The 18,952-nt window shown below is 70.8% G+C and carries 15 protein-coding genes; 9 read left to right on the forward strand and 6 right to left on the reverse strand.

The features are described from left to right. The first annotated feature begins 101 nt into the window (after positions 1-101). Positions 102-584: a MarR family winged helix-turn-helix transcriptional regulator gene (locus ABH920_RS33085; protein ID WP_370353160.1), complete on the forward strand. Its 483-nt coding sequence runs from the start codon at positions 102-104 to the stop codon at positions 582-584. A gap of 150 nt (positions 585-734) precedes the next feature. Here the strand turns inward: ABH920_RS33085 and ABH920_RS33090 are convergent, their stop codons facing one another. Both ABH920_RS33090 and ABH920_RS33095 read right to left on the reverse strand, forming a co-directional pair. Beyond that, positions 735-2,120 (reverse strand): condensation domain-containing protein, encoded by a 1,386-nt coding sequence (locus ABH920_RS33090; protein WP_370353161.1) that lies wholly within the window; start codon positions 2,118-2,120, stop codon positions 735-737. A 90-nt stretch (positions 2,121-2,210) separates the two neighbouring features. After that, positions 2,211-3,056 (reverse strand): helix-turn-helix transcriptional regulator, encoded by an 846-nt coding sequence (locus tag ABH920_RS33095; protein WP_370353162.1) that lies wholly within the window; start codon positions 3,054-3,056, stop codon positions 2,211-2,213. 153 nt (positions 3,057-3,209) lie between these two features. Here ABH920_RS33095 and ABH920_RS33100 point away from each other — a divergent pair, with 153 nt between their 5' ends. Then, positions 3,210-4,151 (forward strand): SDR family NAD(P)-dependent oxidoreductase, encoded by a 942-nt coding sequence (locus ABH920_RS33100; RefSeq protein WP_370353163.1) that lies wholly within the window; start codon positions 3,210-3,212, stop codon positions 4,149-4,151. 28 nt (positions 4,152-4,179) lie between these two features. Here ABH920_RS33100 and ABH920_RS33105 read toward each other — a convergent pair whose 3' ends face one another. Beyond that, entirely contained in the window at positions 4,180-5,235 is a 1,056-nt protein-coding gene (locus ABH920_RS33105; protein WP_370353164.1) for a D-alanyl-D-alanine carboxypeptidase family protein, read from the reverse strand. A gap of 165 nt (positions 5,236-5,400) precedes the next feature. Between ABH920_RS33105 and ABH920_RS33110 the strand changes: the two genes are divergently transcribed. From ABH920_RS33110 to ABH920_RS33125, 4 genes are all read left to right on the forward strand, one after another. Beyond that, a complete protein-coding gene (locus ABH920_RS33110; RefSeq protein WP_370353165.1) occupies positions 5,401-7,320 on the forward strand; it encodes an alkaline phosphatase family protein in 1,920 nt (639 codons plus the stop codon). A gap of 144 nt (positions 7,321-7,464) precedes the next feature. Continuing rightward, positions 7,465-7,680: a DUF397 domain-containing protein gene (locus ABH920_RS33115; protein WP_370353166.1), complete on the forward strand. Its 216-nt coding sequence runs from the start codon at positions 7,465-7,467 to the stop codon at positions 7,678-7,680. A 152-nt stretch (positions 7,681-7,832) separates the two neighbouring features. Continuing rightward, the gene (locus tag ABH920_RS33120) at positions 7,833-10,229 is read left to right on the forward strand and encodes a tetratricopeptide repeat protein (protein WP_370353167.1); all 2,397 of its coding nucleotides are present in this window, start codon (positions 7,833-7,835) and stop codon (positions 10,227-10,229) included. A 61-nt stretch (positions 10,230-10,290) separates the two neighbouring features. Then, entirely contained in the window at positions 10,291-10,512 is a 222-nt protein-coding gene (locus ABH920_RS33125; RefSeq protein ID WP_370353168.1) for an EF-hand domain-containing protein, read from the forward strand. 143 nt (positions 10,513-10,655) lie between these two features. Here ABH920_RS33125 and ABH920_RS33130 read toward each other — a convergent pair whose 3' ends face one another. Next, complete coding sequence (locus ABH920_RS33130) at positions 10,656-12,299, reverse strand: alpha/beta fold hydrolase (protein WP_370353169.1); 1,644 nt, start codon at positions 12,297-12,299, stop codon at positions 10,656-10,658. 167 nt (positions 12,300-12,466) lie between these two features. Here ABH920_RS33130 and ABH920_RS33135 point away from each other — a divergent pair, with 167 nt between their 5' ends. Together ABH920_RS33135 and ABH920_RS33140 are read left to right on the forward strand one after the other, a co-directional pair. Continuing rightward, on the forward strand, positions 12,467-13,807 hold the full coding sequence (locus ABH920_RS33135; RefSeq protein ID WP_370353170.1) for a TIM44-like domain-containing protein: 1,341 nt from the start codon (positions 12,467-12,469) through the stop codon (positions 13,805-13,807). A gap of 99 nt (positions 13,808-13,906) precedes the next feature. Then, entirely contained in the window at positions 13,907-14,596 is a 690-nt protein-coding gene (locus ABH920_RS33140; RefSeq protein ID WP_370353171.1) for a DUF429 domain-containing protein, read from the forward strand. 8 nt (positions 14,597-14,604) lie between these two features. On the opposite strand, the gene ABH920_RS33145 is transcribed toward ABH920_RS33140, so the two are convergent. Beyond that, on the reverse strand, positions 14,605-15,288 hold the full coding sequence (locus ABH920_RS33145) for a hypothetical protein (protein WP_370353172.1): 684 nt from the start codon (positions 15,286-15,288) through the stop codon (positions 14,605-14,607). 221 nt (positions 15,289-15,509) lie between these two features. Between ABH920_RS33145 and ABH920_RS33150 the strand changes: the two genes are divergently transcribed. Continuing rightward, on the forward strand, positions 15,510-18,401 hold the full coding sequence (locus tag ABH920_RS33150; RefSeq protein ID WP_370353173.1) for a VWD domain-containing protein: 2,892 nt from the start codon (positions 15,510-15,512) through the stop codon (positions 18,399-18,401). A gap of 79 nt (positions 18,402-18,480) precedes the next feature. On the opposite strand, the gene ABH920_RS33155 is transcribed toward ABH920_RS33150, so the two are convergent. Then, positions 18,481-18,885, reverse strand: coding sequence for a hypothetical protein (locus ABH920_RS33155; RefSeq protein ID WP_370353174.1), 405 nt, complete (start codon positions 18,883-18,885; stop codon positions 18,481-18,483). Positions 18,886-18,952: the final 67 nt, after the last annotated feature.

Raw genomic sequence — 18,952 nt, forward strand, 5'->3', positions numbered from 1 at the left:
TCGACGAGATGACTTAACGCTTGAAGTGAAGGTAGCCCTGATTGACTTCACAGTGCAAGTCATTTCGAAGTCGGATCACTTCACGTGTTAAGCTACGAGGCGTGGACGACGTGCCGGAACCCCGCTGGCTGGACGCCGACGAGCAGCAGGCCTGGCTCGCCCTGGCCGGAACCATGAACCGCCTCCCGGCCGCGCTCGACGCGCAGCTGCGCCGCGACGCCGGGATCACGCACTTCGAGTACCAGGTGCTGGCGCTGCTGTCGGCCGCGCCGGAGCGCACTCTGCGCATGAGCACGCTGGCAGCCCAGGCCGAGGGATCGCTGCCGCGGCTGTCCCAGGTGGTCGTGCGGATGGAACAGCGCGGGTGGGTACGGCGCGCGCCCGACCCGGCGGACGGCCGCTACACGCTGGCGACGCTGACCGAAACCGGCTGGGAGAAGGTGGTCCAGGCCGCACCGGGGCACGTCGCGGAAGTCCGCCGGCTCGTAGTGGACCAGCTCACGAAGGCGCAGTTACGGCAACTGCGCGACATCGGCCGACGGATCAGGCGCGGCATCGACCCGGACGGCCAGGGCGGCGAGTAGGCCGCTGTTGGCGAGGGCGCGATGCGGACGAGGGCGGTGTCACGAGCGCCGAGGGCGAAGACAGCAAAAAGGTCGGCAGCCACAGCGGGCTGCCGACCATAGCGAGCGTGTACGCGGCCGCCTGTCGCCAGACCGGCCGTCAGAGACCGGTCAGGAAGAAACCACGGCGTGCGCGCTGATCCCAGTCGGGTAAGCAGCATCGAACGCCGCCGCGACCAGAATCCGTTCCATCTCCCGCACGATCTCCTCCTGCTGCTCCACCGTCACCACCTCGGTGTCGACCCGCAGCATGATGTTGACCGTGTCCGGAACCGGGTTGACCTCCATGAACGTCTGCGCGTCCGGCACGTCCGTGTGCGGACCCCACGTCAGCGTGGTCAGCGGCAGCGCGGCCTCGATCTCCTCGGCCGTCGGCAGCGGCCCGGGCCGTGCCGCGGCCGTCGCGCGCCGCAGGTCGTTGAAGTAGCACAGCAGGTCCACCGGCTCGCCGGTCTCGGCCGCGATACGGTCGAACATCGCGAACAGGTCGCGCGGGTCGAAGTAGCTGAACTTGCCCGCCTTCAGCTGCGAGCGCCAGGCCCGCAGCGCGACGGTGTCGAAGTCGGTGTCGGCCACGTCGACCACGCACAGGCACGAGGCCACCAGCGGGGTCACCGAATGTTGCAGCCCCGGCCGGAATCGGTTGCTGACGAACGTCCGGATCGCGCTGGGGTTCTTCCCGCAGAGCTTGGCCAGGGCCACCGCGTACGCGCCGAGCAGGACCGAGCCGGTGTTGGCACCGGTGCGCGCGGCGATCGAGGTCGTGGCGAGGTACATGGCCTGGGAGTCGAAGACGAGCTCCCACCACTGCGGATCACGGGGCTCGTACTTGGTGTCGAAACGGTGGCGGGGCGCCGCCCGCACCATCTGCTCCCAGTTCTTGATGGAGGCTGCGCTCTGGCGCAGCGCGGCCGGGGTCTGCTGCTGCTCGGCGAGCTCGAACGGCTGCATGCCCTCGCGCGGCGCCAGCCGCTCGCCGGTGTCCTGGTTCAGGTTGGCCAGGTCCGCGACCAGCGCCTCGAAGCCGAGACCGTCGATGGCGACGTGCGGGTACATCGCGGCGAACCAGACCGGGACGCCCTCCTGCCGGATGACGGCCATGCAGACCGGCCAGTCCGCGGTGATGTCGAACGGCGCCTTCTCGTACCCGATCCGCACGGCCTCGGCCGTCTCGGCCGGGTCCTCGTCGGGCCCGATGTCGACGATGTCCAGCGCGACCTCGCCGGAGGAGTACAGCACCTGCACCGGCTCGCCGTCGTCCCGGAAGCGGAACCGGGTCCGCAGCGAGTGGTTGCGCTCGACGATGAACCCCAGAAGGTTGACGATGTTCTCCACCGTCGTCCCCTCGGCCAGCGGCATCGTGCCGCCGATCATCACGGCCTCGCCGGCGAGCTGCATCATCCGCAGGACGTTGCGCTGGCCCCAGGTCACTTCGGACTCGCCCGAACCGTCACCCGAGAACGGCACCAGAATCCGGTCTCCCACCACCCGCACCATCGATTCTCTCCAGCCCAGCCCGAACCCCCGTTGGAACGGGACTCATCGTCGAACAGGACGAGCCTGGCAGTCAATGCTCTGGGTTCGGCCCTAATCCACAAGGCTCTGCGTTCCCACCACGATCGCCAGCGCCAGCCGCTCGGCGTCTGCGGTGCCGGGTTCGGCGGTGTAGGCCATGATCCGCAGGTCGTCCCCGGCGACGATGAGCGTGTCGCAGTCCAGCGCGATGCGGCCGACCGAGGGATGCTCCACGACCTTCTGCTTCGCCAGGTCGGCCGGCGGCGGCGGGGTGTCCCCGGCGTCCCACAGGTCCGCGAAGCGGGGGCTGTCGTCGGCGAGGTCGCGGACGAGCCGGCGCAGGCTCTGGTCGGCCGGGTAGCGGGAGGCGGTCAGGCGCAGGTCGGCGACCAGGCGTGCTTCGTGGTCGGCCTGTTCTCGGGGGGTGTGCACGGTGCGGTTCAGGCCGTGCAGGTTGCGCCAGATCGCGTTGCGTTCCAGGCCGTGCAGGTGTGAGGTCTCGCCCATGAGCGCGTCGTAGGGGGCGTTGGCCGTCAGAAGCGTCCAGGTGGCGTCGTAGACCACCACCGGCGTGTGGGACAGCCGGTCCAGCAGCCGCTGCACGCTCGGCGTGAGCCGGGAAGGGACCAGGTCGGGACCGGGCATCGCGTGCCCGGCCAGCCGGTACAGCACCTCGCGCTCGGCGTCCGGCAGCCGCAGCGCCTGCGCGAGCGCCTCGACCACCTGGACCGACGGCGCGGTGGCCCGCCCCTGCTCCAGTCGGGTGAGGTAGTCCGCCGAGATCCCGGCGAGCGCGGCCAGCTCCTCGCGCCGCAGCCCGACGGCCCGGCGTCGGCGCCCGGCCGGCATGCCGACCGCCTCGGGCGCGACCCGGTCCCGCGAACGGCGCACCATCCGGCCGAACTCCGAGGACTCCATGCCTCCAGTCTCGGTGTGTGCGGCGTGATTGTCCTGGCCCTGGCAGTCCTAGGAAAACCGGACGGCTGGTTGGCCTGGGGGATCGGGCCGAGACTCGGGACGAGGCAAGACTCCCGAAGCAACCAGACCCCGAAGCGCCAAGAGGTAATCGACATGACCGCCACGGAACCCGGAACCGTCCTCATCACCGGCCCGACCCGGGGCCTGGGCCGCGCCACAACCCTGGCCCTGGCCTCCCGCCCCGACGGCGAACGCCCGGACCTGCTCCTGGTGGGTCGGCCCGGAAGCGCCCTTGAGGACGTCGCGCAGGCGGCGCGCGCTCGCGGCGCGACCGTGCAGACGATCGGCTGCGACCTGTCGCGGCTCGCTGACGTGCGGAAAGCGGCTGCGGCGGCGCGCGAGTCGCTGTCCAGCGGAGCAGTTCGGCCGCTGCGCGCGCTGATCGCCAACGCCGGCGCGATGTCGGCCGACACCCGGCAGGCCTCCGCCGACGGCTACGAGCTCACGTTCGCGGTCGGGTACCTCGCGCACGCGCAGCTCATCGCCGACCTGCGCGACGTCCTGAGCGCTCCGGCGCGCGTCGTGATGCTCGGCTCGAACACGTATCACGCCAACATCTATCGGCGCCTGATGGGAGTGCCCGCAGCGGACTGGCGCGATCCGGTGGAGATGGCGCGTCCCGCGACTGCCGAGACGAAGCCCGGTTTCAAGGCCGGCGGTGTGGCGTACTCCAACACCAAGCTCGCGATCCTTTACTACGCCCACGAACTTCAGCGTCAGGTGGCGCCGGGTGTGAACGTGGTCGTCTTCGAGCCCGGGTGGATGCCCGGCACCGATCTGGGCCGGGGGATGCCGGCGGCGGCGCGGGCGATGGGGCGTGGGCTCGGGCATCTGCCTGGCGTTGCCACGCCTAAGCGCTCTGGGCCGGCGTTGGCCTCGGTGGCGCTCGACGCGAAGTGGGGGCAGCTGCGTGACGGCGCGTTCGTCGTGCGGGACAAGGTGACCGAGGTGAAGCCGATCGCTCAGGATCGGGAGCGTGAGGGGCGGTTGTGGGAGGCGACTGAGCAGCTGCTGCTCGACAGCGCGCACGTTTGAGCGCTACTGGCCACAACTGAGTGGATTGCTACTGGCCTGCGATCCGGTCGACCATGGTCTTCGCCCCCATGAGCCCGGCCGCGATCTGGTCGGCGCCGGGCTGGCCCAGCACGACCCCGGTGATCGTCGTCTGCTTGCCACCGACTGTGCGGACGGCCTGGAACGAGAAGCAGCCCCCTGCCGCGGCGTCCGATCCGGTCTTCACACCGACGAACCCGTCGCGGCCGAGCAGCGTGTCGGTGTTGGCCACGGTCCCGGCGACCGGCAGTGTCGCGCTCGGCATGGCGACGATGCCCGCGAACACCGGCAGGCTCATCGCCTGCTGGACGATCCGGACCTGGTCGGCGGCGGTCGACACCGTGCTCTGCGCGAAGCCGCTCGGGTCGGTGTAGCGCGTGTCGTTCATGCCGAGCGACTGCGCGGCGGCGTTCATCTTTGCGACGAACTGGTCCGTCGAGCCGGAGTCCCATGTGGCCAGCACCGCCGCGATGTTGTTCGCCGACGGCAGCAACAGCGCTTGCAGGGCCTGCCGTTCGGTCAGCTGCTCGCCGGCGGCTATCGACACGACCGACTGCCCGAGCGCGCGCCGGTGTGCGGTGTCGGCGACGTCGGACGCGGAGAGCGTGAGCGTCGGGCCGTCCTGGCCGGACAGCAGGGGGTGGTCGCGCAGGACGAGGTAGGCCGTCATCACCTTGGTGACGCTGGCGATCGGCGCGGCGTGCTGGTTCGGGCCGACCCGGATCTGCGACTGGCCGGACTCGACGAACGCGGCTTGGCCGTGCGCGGGCCAGACCGTGCTGGGGAGCGCTTGGGCGTCGGCTTGGTCGGGGGCGCTTTGGTGCTCGGATGCCGTCGAAGAACCCGGAGCACCCGGAGCGCCCGAGGTGCCGGAGACATCCGAACCGCCGGAGCCGCCGGAGAAGAAGGAAGGCGGTGCGGAATGCGGCCTGCCTTGCGCGTCGTCGGCCGGGGCCGAACCGCAACCGGACATGCCGATCAGCGCCGCGCCGAGGACCCCGAGGGAGACAGCGATCGTGGATCGTTTGCGGGGCAACGCTTTTCGCGCTTGTTCGGAGGTAGCCACGCATTCAGTCAAGGAGACACGGCGTTACCAGCACGTATCCGGTTTTCGGTATGCCGGCGATATGCCCCGGGTTACAAGTTGTCTACACAACTTTTCACTGGCGTGTCACACCTGATCTGCCGGGCTGAGGGCGGCGCGTCACAGCTGCGGGCCACTGTCCCAGGCATGTCTTCCAAGCCCCAGGGCACCTTCCGCCGGACCCTCCGCTCCGGCGCGGTCGTCACCGCCGCCGTCGCCGCGCTCGGCGTGGGTGCCGACGCCGCCTTCTCCTTCTCCGCGCCCGCCGCCCCGGCCGGCGCCTCGACCACCGCCGACGCCTCGACGCTGACCCAGACCACCGCCGGCGCGGTCCAGCAGGGCGCCCCGGTCACCTTCGCCTACAGCGTGCCGGCGGCGAGTGTGAGCGCGAAGAACTGGATCGGGATCTACAAGCCGACCGACACGCCCGGGACGCAGAGCTCGACGAGCTGGCAGTACGTCACCACCGCCGCGGGCACGGCTACCTTCGACACCCACGCTCTGGCCGCCGGGGACTGGAAGGTCTACCTGTTCGCCAACGACGGCTACACCGTGCTGGCCGGGCCGCTCACCCTGGTCGTGACCCCGGCCGCGCCGCCGGTCGTGGTGCCGCCGCAGCCGGACACCGGCACCGGGCCGAACCTCATCCTCAACAGCGGTGCCGAGCAGGGCGAGGGCACGCTGGACGGCGTCGACACCAACACGGTTCCGGGCTGGAAGGTCCAGGGCCTGCTGAACTCCGTCGCCTACGGCGCCACCGGCGGCGAGAGCGTCTCCGGCTACCCGACCCTGACCTCGCCCGGCCCGGTCGATCGCGGCCAGAACTTCTTCGCCGGCGGTGGCGGCGGCGTCAGCACCGGCACGCAGTACGCCGACGTGAAGGCCGCGGCCCGGCAGATCGACACCGGCAAGGTCACCTACAACCTGACCGCGTGGCTCGGCGGCTCCGGCAGCGTCGCGGACACCGCCGGCGTGGTGAGCACCTTCCTCGACGCGCACGGCCGCACCCTCGGCAGCGCCGCGCTCGCGCCGGTCACCCCGGCCATGCGGAACAACGCCACCGGCCTGATCCCCGAGCAGTCGCTCGGCAGGATCCCGGCCGGGACGCGCTCGATCCGGACCGTGCTGACCGTCACCGGCAACCGCCCCACCGACCGCACCGGCCACGGCCTCGGCTTCGCCGACGACCTCTCGCTGCGCATCTCGGCGCCGATCGCGGCCCCGGCCGCGCCCAAGCCGCCGGTGGCGAACGTCCCTGGCTACGACCACGTGTTCGTGGTGATGCTGGAGAACCAGGACTACAAGGGGATCGTCGGCAACACGGCGCAGGCCCCGTACATCAACAGCCTGATCCCCAAGGGCGCGAACCTCACCGGCGCGGTCGCCGAGACGCACCCCTCGGACCCGAACTACGTCGCGCTGGCCGGCGGCAGCCTGTTCGGCGTCACCGACAACACGCCGTTCAGCAGCACCGTCAACGCCCAGCACATCGGCGACCTCGTCGACAACGACGGCGGCAGCTGGCGCGGCTACATGGAGAACGCGGCGCAGCCCTGCGACACCACGTCGCACGGCGCGTACGGCATCGACGACCTGCCGTTCTACTTCTTCAACGACGTCAAGAACAACCCGGTCAACTGCGCGGCGCACCTGCTGCCGCTGACGCAGATGGCCACCGACCTGAAGTCCACGGCCACCACCCCGACCTTCTCCTGGCTCAGCGCCGACGACTGCGACGACATGGAGGGCTGCGGCGTCAAGGCCGGCGACGACTGGCTCGGCAGGACCCTCCCGGCCATCTTCGACTCCCCGGCGTGGAAGACCCAGCGCTCGCTGCTGGTCATCACCTTCGACGAGGACGCCGCCGACGGCCAGCAGCAGCTGCAGAACATCCCCACTCTGGTGCTGGGCTCGCAGGGCGTGAAGCCCGGCTCCACGACTGGCGAGCGTTACACGCACTACAGCGTGCTGCGCACGATCGAGGCGGCGCTCGGGCTGCCGAGCCTGACGAAGAACGACCTGTACGCGCCGGCGATCGAGGGCATCTGGAGCCGCGAGGGGGAGTAGGCGCCCGCGCCACCGATCGGGTTCCGCTGCTCCCTCTCAGATGAGACACAACCCCGCAAGCGACACGTCAAGGGTTCGGCAAGCCGAACTGCAACCTCGCGTGGAAATCCATCACCGCAGGGGTACTCACGGGAGGAGCGGGCCATGAGCCCACAGTGTCAGGGTTGGATCAAGTCCAGCTTCAGCAACAGCACGGCCAACTGCGTCGAGGTGCAGTTCGTCGTCGGGGAGGATGGCGCGGCCGAGGCGCGAGTCCGGAACAGCCGGGTGTCCGGTGGGCCGGAGTTGGTGTTCGACCGGGCTGAGTGGGAGGCGTTCGAGCTCGGGGTGTTCAATCACGAGTTCGAGATGCCCTGCTAGGCAGGACGACTGGTCGTGAGTCGGCGCGGTCCGTCATCGGGGATATCCCGACGGGCCGCGTCCGGCCGAGATCGGCTCTGGCTAATCGTAGAACCCTGATTATCCTGCAAGAGGGGCCCGTCGCAGCTCGACGGGCGCAGGAGGGGGGATCCGTGGCGCACGGAGGACCGAGCAATCCGGGTGCCGACGGGGTGTCCTCCTGGCTTTCGGGCACGGCCCGGGACGTGGTGCAGGCGCGCGACATCACCGGCGGCATCCACATCCATCCCGCGCATGATCCGGCGCATCAGGCCGGCAGCGCCGTGCCGCGGCCGCGCCAACTGCCCGCGGCGGTATCAGTGTTCGTGGGTCGCGAGCGGGAGTTCGGGCTCCTGCGGGGCTGGGCGCTGGCCGAGTCCGGGGCGAAGGGCATGCTCCTCATCGCCGGTACCGCCGGGGTCGGGAAGACGTCGCTGGCGGTCGGCTTCGCGCACCACGTCCGCGAGGAGTTCCCCGACGGCCAGCTGTTCGTGAACCTGCGCGGCTACGACCCGGGAGCGCCGCTGGCGCCGGCCGCGGCGCTGGAGCGGTTCCTGCACGCGCTGGGCGTTCCGCCCGCGTCGATCCCGGCCGACCTGGAAGAGCGCGCCGAGCTCTACCGCACGCTGCTGGCCGACCGGCGCATCCTGATCGTCCTGGACAACGCCGTCACGGCCGGCCAGGTCCGTCCGCTGCTGCCCGGCGGCGCGGAGTGCCTGGTCCTGGTCACGACGCGAGGCAGGCTCTCCGGCCTGACCGCCCGCGAAGGCGCCCACCGCATGACCCTGGGCCTCCTGGACCGGGACGAGGCGGTCGCCCTGTTCGAAGCCACCACGACCACCTACCGCGAGCTTGACCCGCCGGAGCAGGTGGCCGAGCTGGTCGACCTGTGCGCGCGCCTCCCGCTGGCGCTGCGCATCGTCGCCGAGCGTGCCGCTGTCAGGCCCATGATGCCGCTGCGCGATCTGATCGCGGACCTGCGCAGCGAGTCGTCGCTGTGGAGCGCGCTGTCGGTGGAGGACAACGTTGACGCCGACGCGGTGCGATCGGTGTTCGCCTGGTCCTACCGCGCGCTGCCGGCGCCGGCGGCCAAGGCGTTTCGACGCCTGGGCCTGCATCCCGGTCCGGAGTTCGGGTCCGGAGTGGCGGCGGCGCTCGTCGGTGATGACGAGCGCCAGGCCCGAGGGCTCGTCGACTTGCTGGTGGGTGCGCACCTGCTGGAGCAGACCGGCCCCGACCGCTATCAGTTCCATGACTTGCTGCGTGCTTACGCCTTGAGCCAGGTTGCCAGCGACGAGAGCCCGGAGGACCGGGCCGCGGCGTTGAAGCGTGCGATCGAGTGGTACCTGCACACCGCGTACGCGGCCGTCGCCGCGACGCAGTCCTTGGTCCCGTCGGTCGTCTTGGAGCCGCCGGATCCGCATCTCCGGATACCCGCCTTCGAATCCCCGGCGGAGGCCATGAGCTGGTACGCCTCCGAGCGGGCCAACCTGGCCACCGCCGTACGAAGCGCCGCCGACGCGGGGCTCCACACGCTCGCCTGGCAGCTGCCGGCCGTCCTCTTTCCTTTGCACGACGCGTACGGCGTGCTGAACGACTGGACGCAGACGGCGCGTCAGGGGCTGGAAGCCGCCCGCGCCGACGGCGACGAGACCGGGCAGGCCGCGCTCCTGCACAGCCTCGGCGCGGCGTACCGGGCCGCGCGGGATCTGGAGCGGGCCGAAGCGAGCTACGGCGAGGCGCTTGCGCTGTATACGTCGGTCGGGGACTGGAGCGGCGTCCTGCGCACGGCGAACGCCCTGGGCCTGTGCCACTTGCGCCGCCGTGATCTGGAACCGGCCATCGCCATGTTCGAGAAGACCCTCGCCCTGGCCGAGCAACACGGCGACCTCGCTTGGTACGGGGTGGCCCACGACAACCTCGCCACCGTCTATGACGGGATGGGACTGCCTCAGCAGGCGATGGAGCATGCCGAGAAGGCGCTGGAGCACTACCGCGCGGCCGATGCCGACGCTTACACGCACATCGATCCGTATCTCGCGCTGGCGCGGACCAGCCGCGAGGCGGGCGACCTCGTCCAGGCCGGAGCACATCTGGCCGCCGCGAACGCGATCATGAAGTCCGGGATCGTCTTCCAGACGCTGACCTATGCCATCCTGCGTGAACACGCCGATCAGGAACTCGCGGCCGGCCGCTACGAACAGGCGCTGGAAGACAACTCACGATCGGCGGCCTTGGCGCGGGACCTCGGGGACCGTTTGCGCGAAGTGTTCGCCATCGACGCCGTGGGCGAGGCCCTGCTGGCGCTGGGGCGTCCCGAAGAAGCCATCGACTTCCATCGGACGGCGATCACCGCCGGCTCGCCTCACCTGCTCAACGGTTTCGAGCGAGCGGTGGTCCTGCGGCACCTCGCCGCCGCGTTGGAACGGACCGGACAGGTGGAGCAGGCGCGAAGTGCGCGTGAAGAGGCGGTGACGTTGCTGGAGGAGTTCACAGATCCCCGTGCCCGGGCGCTGCGTGATGCGTTGTAGTTGAGGTCACGCGATATCGTGTCCGGACATCGACCTGGGAACGATCATGGGAGGCAGGCCTGTGGGACAGCATCGGAAAGCGCCGGAGGACGTGGAGAAGGTGTTCCAGTTGTTCGATCTGGACGGCGACGGCATGATCACGGCCGAGGAGCTGAAGAACGCGCTCGCCGAGCTCGGTGAGGACGTCACCGTCGAGGACGCCGCCGAGCGGATCAGCACCGGTGACACCGACAACGACGGGACGCTCAGCCTGGCCGAGTTCCAGGCCATGATGGCGGGCTGAAGCGGCGTAGAAGCGCCGGGCCGGGGAATCGGCCGGGCTGGGAAGAAGCAGAAGACCTGTCGGTCGCGCGCAACGGGAGGCGCGCGCGGCCGACAGGACTGCAGCAAGCAGGACTGTAGTAAGACTGCGTCGATAGGGCCGAGTCAGCCGGGCAGGCGGTCCGTGAGCAGGAACGCGGTGAGCGGTCCGGTGACGCGCGGGTCGCTGAAGTCCACGCCGTGCCCGGACGCGTCGATCGTGACCATGGCGGCCCGGTGCCCGAAGGCGTGCAGGGTCTGGCGCGCGCCGGCGTACGCGGTGTCGGGGTCGTTCAGGTTCTGCAGCATCAGTACGTCGCGCGGGCCGTCCGGGTTGGGCCGGACCGGCGGCGCGGTCGGGCGGTAGTGCCAGAACGCGCACGGCCAGACGTTGCCCGACATGCCGTTGGTGAGTGGGTAGCGCTTGCGGTCGGTGGCTGTGCGGGCCGCGTAGTAGGACGGGTCGCTGGGCCAGACGGAGTCGCCGCAGATCACCGCGTCCTGGGCGGCGATGAAGTTGTCCGGGATCACCAACGGCAGGCCGGGGCCGGACTGGCTGGATTGGCCGGATTCGCTGGACAGGCTGGACAGGTCGGCCTGGTCGGCCTGGCTGGATTGGCTGGGTCGGCTGGACCGGCTGCCCGGGACGGCGGTCGGCCGGGTCGCGGCGACCTGCCAGGCGTGGGCCGCCAGCGGGTAGAAGCTCGGATTGGTCAGCGACGAGTACGTGAGGGCGCGTAGTGCGTTGCCGTCGAGGACCAGGCCGTCGGAGAGCGTCAGCGGGGACTTGTCGAGCTCGGCCGTCAGGCGGAAGTAGGTGGCGCGGACGGCGTCGGGCGTCGCGCCGAGGTGCAGGGTGGCGTCGCGGGCTGCGAGGTAGGCGGCCAGCGCCGGGAAGGTCTGGGCCGCGCCCTGGCTGAACAGGCTGATGCCCTCGCGGATGCCGCCGGGGGCGACGACGCTGTCCAGGACCACGTGGTCGGCGTGGGTGGGGAACAGGCTCGCGTAGACCTGGCCGAGGTACGTGCCGTAGGAGTTCCCGAGGTAGGAGATCTTGCGGTCGCCGAGTGCGGCGCGGATGCGGTCCAGGTCGCGTGCGGAGTTCGCGGTGCTGATGTCCGCCAGGTAGGGGCCGCCGGCCGCCGCGCAGTCGTCGGCGACGGTGTGCGCGAAGGCGAGGTTGGCGGTGATCGAGCCGTCCGGGGCCGGGAACGGGTAGTTGAGCTCGGCGGCGCGGTCGGCGGCGGGCAGGTCGCAGCTCACCGGCGTGCTGTGGCCGACGCCGCGCTCGTCGAAGCCGATCAGGTCGTAGGCGCCCAGGACGGCGGACGGGAGCTCCGTGGCCATCTGGCCCGGGTAGTCCAGGCCCGAGCCGCCGGGGCCGCCCGGGACGACGAACAAGTCGCCGCGGCGGTGCGCGGGGTCGGCGGTGCGGATCCGGGAGATCTCCAGGGTGATGGTGCCTTGTGCCGGGTGCCGGTAGTCGCGGGGGACTTGCAGGCTCGTGCACTGCTCGCGGGGGTCGCGGGGGAAGGGGACGCCGTTGGCGTTGGGGGTCGGGGTGGGGCAGGCGCCCCAGGTGAGTGCGGCCGGCGCGACGGTGTCGGCGTCGGTGCCGGCGTTGGCTTCGGCGGACGCGCTGGCTGGGGCGATGACCGGGCTGGTGGTGGCGGCCGCCGCGATCGCGGGCGGCGTCGCGGTGGCCAGCGCGAGGGCTGTCGACAGCAGCGCGGCGCAGGTCACGGCCGTACTGCGGGAGATTCGTGTCATGCCGCGACGGTAGGCGGGCCTGGGAACCGTCGTCCTCGGTGCGCGGGTGGAGCTCCGGGTGGAGAGGGGTGGAGACCGGCGGCTCACGGGCCCGCGCGGCGTCGGCACCAGGCATTATTGCCGTACCTTGGGTGTGAGGTGTTTCTGATTCTCAAAGGGGGATCCAGGTGCGTATCGGGCGGCGGATACTCGCGATCGCAGCGTTCGCTGCGCTGACCAGCCCGGCGGTGGCGCAGGCCCGCGGCGGGGGCGGCGGCCACGGGTTCGGCGGCGGCGGTGGCGGGGGCGGCGGCCACACCGGCGGCGGCATCCACGGGGTGGGGTTCATCGGGGTCGGCGGCGGGTCCCTCGGCGGGTTCGCGGTCATCATTCTGATCATCCTGATCCTGGTGATCGTCTCCCGGCTCCGGAAGGGGCGCGGGGGCAAGAGCGGCCTGAACACCGGGTCGGACCGTACGGCCCACCGCACGGACGACACGGCGCGGCAGCGGGCCACGCAGATCGAGGCGCGGGTCGCGGCCATCGCCGACACCGACCCGACGTTCGCCCCCGACGCGCTGAAGGCGCGCGCCGCCTGGCTGTACACGACCGCCCAGCGCGCGTGGACCGATCGCGATCGCATGGTGCTGAAGCAGATCCTGTCGCCGGTGCTGTACGTGAAGTGGAACGAGGAGCTGAGCGACTACGAGTCGCGCGGCGAGGTGAACGTCGTGCGGGTGATCTCCGGCCCGACGGTCGAGCTGGTCAACGTCGCGAACCGGGCCGGGGAGACCAGCGACACCGTGACGTTCCGCATCACCGCGACGATCGACGACAGCGTGCGCCGCGTGGACGGCACGCGCGCGGTGCGCAAGGACGGCTCGACGCGCCCCGTCGAGTACTGGACGCTGCGCAAGAACGACGCCGGCGAGTGGATCGTGTCCTCGGTGGAGCAGGCGGCCGAGGGCGCGCACCACCTGACCGACGCGATCGAGACGGACGCCTGGGACCAGAAGGCGGTCGCGCGCGACGCGGTGCTGGAAGTGGCCGAGAACGTCTCGGTCCAGGGCGCCGGCGACATCCTGGCGCTGACCAACATCTCCTGGAGCACCGACGCCGACGCCGCCGCGGGCGACCTGAGCGTGCTGGACGGCCGCTTCGACAAGGCGGTCCTGGAGGTCGCGGTCGAGCAGTTCCTCGAAGAGTGGGCCATGAACGACGGCAGCCTCGACTTCACGGCGGTCCGCACCCCCAACCGCACGGTCATGCGCAACGCCACGGTCTCCTCGGTCGAGGTCCGCTCGCTGCTCTCCCGCGAGCCGATCATCGTCCGCGTCATCGTCGCGGCGGAGGGCTTCTACTACGAGGTGGACCGCCGCACGGAGGAAGTGCTCCTCGGCGACGCGCACAAGCGGCGGCCGGTCACGTTCGCCTTCGACCTGCGGCTCGACGGCCCGTCGGCGAAGGGATGGACGGTCATCGCCGCCGACGCGACGCCGGGGTCGCGGTTGGCGGACCATCGGTCTTGAGGTGGTGGGGCGGGCCGTCGGCGGTGGGGCAGTAGGGGTTTTGCCGACAGCATGCCGCACCCGGCCTCGGCTCGTGGCCGGGTGCGGCATGCTGTCGGCATGGGCGATCCGGTGCTGGGCGTGGACGGATGTTCGCAGGGGTGGGTCGGCATCGCGTTGGTCGGCGATCGTGTGGCGGGATTGTTCGCGCCGACCATCAGCGAGCTGGAAGCCGACGCCCGGAAGCTCGGCGAGATCGCGGTGATCGCCGTCGACATGCCGATCGGGCTTCCGGACTCCGGAGCGCGGCAGGCTGACGCGCTGGCTCGGCGGTTCGTGGGTCCGAGGTCGTCATCGGTGTTCTCGACACCGGTGCGCGCCGCCGTCGACCTCGACGCGTACGAGTTGTCCGCGCAGGCCCACCGGGACCTGGCCGGCGTGGGCCTGACGAAACAGGCGTTCGCGCTGCGGATGAAGATCCGCGAAGTGGACGCCTGGCTGCCGACCGCCGCGTGCCGGGTCGTCGAGGTGCATCCCGAGGTCAGCTTCGCCGAACTGGCGCGAGAACCGTTGGCGTATGCCAAGTCGACGTGGGCCGGTGCGGAGCTGCGGCGGAACCTGCTGGCTGCAGCGGGCGTCGTGCTGCCCTCCGGCCTGGGGCCGGTCGGGGCCCGCGCCGGAGTCGACGACGTCCTGGACGCGGCGGTCGCGGCCTGGACCGCGACCCGCGTTCGGGACGGGCTCGCACGATCCCTCCCCGACCCGCCCGAGTCCTTCAGCGACGGCATCGCCGCCGCCATCTGGCGCTGATCGCCGAATCAGCTCACGAACTCGTCCGCTCCGTACCGCACCTCGGCCGTGTTCCAGTCGACGCCGAGGCTTTTTGCGAACTTCTGGGCCAGGGGGAGGTTCGCGAGTGGGGCGATGAGGATGAGGTGGCCGTCGAGGGTCACCGAGCCGCCTTCGAGGGTGGCGCGGGCTTCGGGGTCGGCCAGGAGGGCGTCGTGCAGGTGGGTGACGGTGACGCCGGGGGCCTGGATCTCGACCGCGTCGGTGTCCGGGGCGGTGGTGGGCAGGCAGCGGAAGGTCAGGACCGACTCCTGGTGGTACTGCTTGGCGATGAGGGCGGCGATGTGGTGCAGGCCCGCGGGGCCGACCCCGGTGACGTCGAACTCGCGGGAGCGTTCGTAGGTCGTCTGGTTCAGGTCGCTGGACCAGAACACGCCGTTCAGCAGCGTTGAGGCGCCTGGGCGCGCGCCGTTGGCGCGGATGGTGGCGCGGACTTCGTGCTCGAAGCGGCGCAGGCGGGTCTGGAGGCGGGGGTCGGTCGGGTCGGTGATGGTCGCCGTGTTGTTCGTGGCGAAGATCTCGTCGGTCGGGCAGGGGTGGTGCGCCGGGGCGGCGTGTGCCGTGGTGGCATTCGCGGCGGTGGCCGGCAGGAGTGCCAGAGCGCAGGTCGTGGCCAGGGCGAGCAGGCGGCGTCGAGGAGTGGCTTTGTCCATGCCCTGATCAACGATCGCCGGCGGAGTTCGTTGCGTTGCGGCGTTACGGAGGGGCCCGGCCGCGAAACGCGTAGTTCCACGGGTTCGCGCCGTACCGATCCTGCATAGCGTTGCGCTGCTGCCGCCGGGGGCAGCGGTCGGCGGATCGCAGCCTCCTGGCATCTGGCAGGCAGTCCGTCGTCGTTCATCTGTTCTAATCGGGGGCCGTAGTGGTCAGAATCGTGCGGGCCGGCTTGGCCGTGCTCGCGGCAGTGGCGTTGATGCTCGCGCCCGGCGTGGCGCACGCGGACCAGCAGCAGCCGCAGACCGGGCTGGGGCTCGACATTACGTCGAGTCAGGGCACGTACCGGCCCGGCGAGCAGGTCACGCTCACCTTCCACGTCACGAACCACGGCCCGGCGGCGTGCTCGGTCGGCACCATCGCCGACGGCGAAGCCCTGATCGCCTCGGTGACGCGCGACGGCGCCTCGCAGCAGTGGGGCGTCTCGCAGGAGGAGTACAACGTCGACTACGGCGCGATCCTGGCCGGCGGCCTCGTCACGGTCCAGCCCGGAGCCTCCGTGGACGTCGCCGTGCACGCCGCCACCGGACCCGGCGCCGCGACCCAGCCGTTGCAGACCATGAGCATGCTGCGCACCGGCGTCGGCCTGTCCTCGGTGTGGAGCCTGAACGCCGCCGGCCGCTACGTGGTGTCCGCCCGCTACAAGACTCCTGACATACCCGACAGCACGCAGCGGATCTGCGCCGGTGCCACGAACGTGGCCACGGTAGCCTTCACCATCGGCGCCGCGCACAAAGGCTTCCCGTGGTGGCTGCTCCTCATCGCCCTGGCCGTGCTGGTGCTGCTGATCCTGGTCATCCTGGCGCTGCGTCGCAGCCGTCGCCGTCGGCGCGAGCGCCGTGGAGCTCCGGCCGCCGCGGCCTTCGCGCTGCTGATCCTGTTCACCGCCACCGCCACCGCCACCGGCGTGCAGGCGGCGCGGCCGCTGCCGGCGCACGCCGACGGCGGCATCGACGCCATGGCCGACGCCTGCATGACCAGCTTTACGGGCCCCGGCGTCGAGCCCGGCCTCATGGACAAGATCAAGAAGATGCGCGCCTCGGGACAGCTCAAGATCGTTCCAGCGCCTGAATGGGGCGACAACACGGACTGGGCGCCCGGAACGATGACCGACGACAAGCCGCCGTACAACGTCGTCATCCACTGGGACCCGGTCACCAACAATCTCTTCAAGAACGATTCCGGCGCCCCGAACATGCCTTGTACCAGGCTGCTCCACGAAATGATCCACTCGGAGGGGTTCGCGGATGGTAGCGCCAATCTGAGCACCACGTGCTACCTGGGCGGCTTTCCGCACGCGACTGAGAAGAACTCGTTCAACAACATGGACGAAGTGCGGACGATCGAATGGGAGAACCAGTACCGGCTCTCCGAGCACCTCGGCCTCCGGACTCGCCACGATGCCCGGGACGACGGCCTCGCCGGGCCGCTGGACCCGAATCCGGGCATGGTCGGGCAGCCGGTCCCGCCGGTCCCGGACAGCGCCAAGAACGAGTCTCCCGCCGACCAGGTCGCCGCGGCCATGGGTCAGTGCAGCCCGACCCCGATCGACCCGCTCCCCAGCCTGTTCGACAAGTTCCTCGCCTGGGTCACCGGCGACCCGCACGTCGGCACCATGGACCACCTCTACTACGACTTCCAAGCCGTCGGCGAGTTCGAGCTGGCCAAGAGCCGTGACGACTTCGAGGTCCAGGTGCGCCAGGCCCCGCTGGACCCGGCCGACCGCACGATCTCGGTCGTCACTGCGGCCGCGGTGCGCGCCGGCTCCGACGTCGTCGGCTTTTCCGACGTCGGCGGTGACATCCAGGTCCACCGCGGCGGCACCGTCGTGACCCTGCAGAAGGGCTCCGTCAAGCTGCCCGGCGGCGGCACGCTCACCCGCCGCAGCGGCGTCTACGACTACGGCGGCGACGGCTACGACGTGCTGTGGCCCGACGGCTCGCGGGTCGCCGTCGACCCGGTCGGCTCCGAAGGGCTGATGGTCAACGTCACGCCCGCGGCCGCGCGCAAGGGCACCTTCACCGGGCTGCTCGGCGATTTCGACGGGAAGGCGGCCGGGGACCTGGTCAGCCGGGACGGCAAGACGATCCCGGACCAGCCCGGCTACGACGACCTCTACCACGTCTTCGGCGACAGCTGGCGCGTGAGCCAGAACGAGTCGCTGCTCGAATACGGACCCGGCCAGTCCACCGCGACGTTCACCGACCGCGCGTTCCCCGACAAGCCGGCGACCGTGGCGAGCCTGCCGCAGTCGGTCCGGGACCAGGCGACCGCGATGTGCAAGGCCGCGCACGTCACCGATCCGACGCTGCTCGACGCCTGCGTCCTGGACGTCGCGCGCACTGGCGACCCGGCGTTCGCGACCGCCTACGCGCAGGATCAGGCCAGGCTGGGTACCGCCGGAACTGGCGGATCCACGCCGACCGGCCCGGTCGGCGGTCCCACCCCCGACAAGGGCCCCAAGCCCGGCGCCATCCTCCAGGACGGCGACGTCGTCACCGGCAGCATCGACCAGGCCGGCGGCACCGTCGACTACGGCCTGAACCTGGCCGCGAACGAGCAGTTCGAGCTGGTCGACGTCAGCGAGGGCATGAGCGCCGTCGTGCCGGACACCCCGTCGGCGACTCCGATGCTGCCCGGTCCGTTCCAGTTCGCGGTCGCCGCCAACGGCCAGGCCAAGCTGCGCGTCTCGATACCGAACGGCACGGGGAAGTACTCCTTCCGCTACGTGACTATCAAGCCTCGCACCATCCCGATCGAGGTCGGCGCACCGGCGTTGTCCGCCGACCTCGATGTGCCGGGCCGGGTCGACGTCTACCGGTTCACCCCGGGCTCTGATGTCACGGCGGTGCAGGTCGACAGCACGACGGCCTGCGCCGGCGGCCCGACTTACGGATATGCCGACGATGGTCCGCAGCCGAGTGTGCTGTCTCCGGGGCAGCTGTGCTTCGGGTACGCGCATCCGGTTTCGCCCGGGGCCGCGGAGCAGATCCTGGTGTGGTCCGACGGTGCGAAGACGATGCCCTATTCGATCAGCTTGCAGAGGTCGTGAGAACCGCGCCGACCGAGCCGAGCCGCGCCCCGGCTTGGCTCGGTCGGCGAAGCGGGAAGCGGGAAGCGGGAAGCGAAGGTCAGAGCCGTGCCCCGTCCACAAGCTCGACCTTGCCGCTGGAATCCACTGTGTACAGCGCGATCCCCAGCCTGCTCCGCACCTCAGCCGGGACCCGCTGCGCGAACCGGACGATCGACTTGGCCACCACCAGCGCATACGCGGTGTCCGGTGCCCCGTCCATCCGCCGCAGGATCTGTCCGTAGCCGGTGTCGAGGTCGGTTCCCGAATCGCGGGTGAAGCCCTTCGCCTCGACGATGAGCCGGCGGCCGTCGGGGTGCCGGGCGTCGATGTCCGGGTAGTTGCCGTGCGGCGGGAGATCCTTGCACTCCCAGCCCTGCTCGACGAGCCACGCCGAGAAGGCCTCGACGACGGCGGCCTCGGAGCTGGGCCCGTTGTTGGGGCTCCACATATTCGCGTCTGACACCTCCGAAGAATATGTCGGCCCCGCTCCGGAAGGTCATCCGGGCGGGGCCGACGGGTCAGCGCGGGGC

Source organism: Catenulispora sp. EB89 (assembly GCF_041261445.1).
In the GTDB taxonomy this organism is placed as follows: Bacteria; Actinomycetota; Actinomycetes; order Streptomycetales; family Catenulisporaceae; genus Catenulispora.

Excerpts from the sequence above, each read along its gene's own strand:
- ABH920_RS33090 (WP_370353161.1), bottom strand. The coding sequence starts at position 2,120 with ATGGTGCGGGTGGTGGGAGACCGGATTCTGGTGCCGTTCTCGGGTGAC.
- ABH920_RS33095 (WP_370353162.1), bottom strand. The coding sequence starts at position 3,056 with ATGGAGTCCTCGGAGTTCGGCCGGATGGTGCGCCGTTCGCGGGACCGG.
- ABH920_RS33100 (WP_370353163.1), top strand. The coding sequence starts at position 3,210 with ATGACCGCCACGGAACCCGGAACCGTCCTCATCACCGGCCCGACCCGG.
- ABH920_RS33110 (WP_370353165.1), top strand. The coding sequence starts at position 5,401 with ATGTCTTCCAAGCCCCAGGGCACCTTCCGCCGGACCCTCCGCTCCGGC.
- ABH920_RS33115 (WP_370353166.1), top strand. The coding sequence starts at position 7,465 with ATGAGCCCACAGTGTCAGGGTTGGATCAAGTCCAGCTTCAGCAACAGC.
- ABH920_RS33130 (WP_370353169.1), bottom strand. The coding sequence starts at position 12,299 with ATGACACGAATCTCCCGCAGTACGGCCGTGACCTGCGCCGCGCTGCTG.
- ABH920_RS33140 (WP_370353171.1), top strand. The coding sequence starts at position 13,907 with ATGGGCGATCCGGTGCTGGGCGTGGACGGATGTTCGCAGGGGTGGGTC.
- ABH920_RS33145 (WP_370353172.1), bottom strand. The coding sequence starts at position 15,288 with ATGGACAAAGCCACTCCTCGACGCCGCCTGCTCGCCCTGGCCACGACC.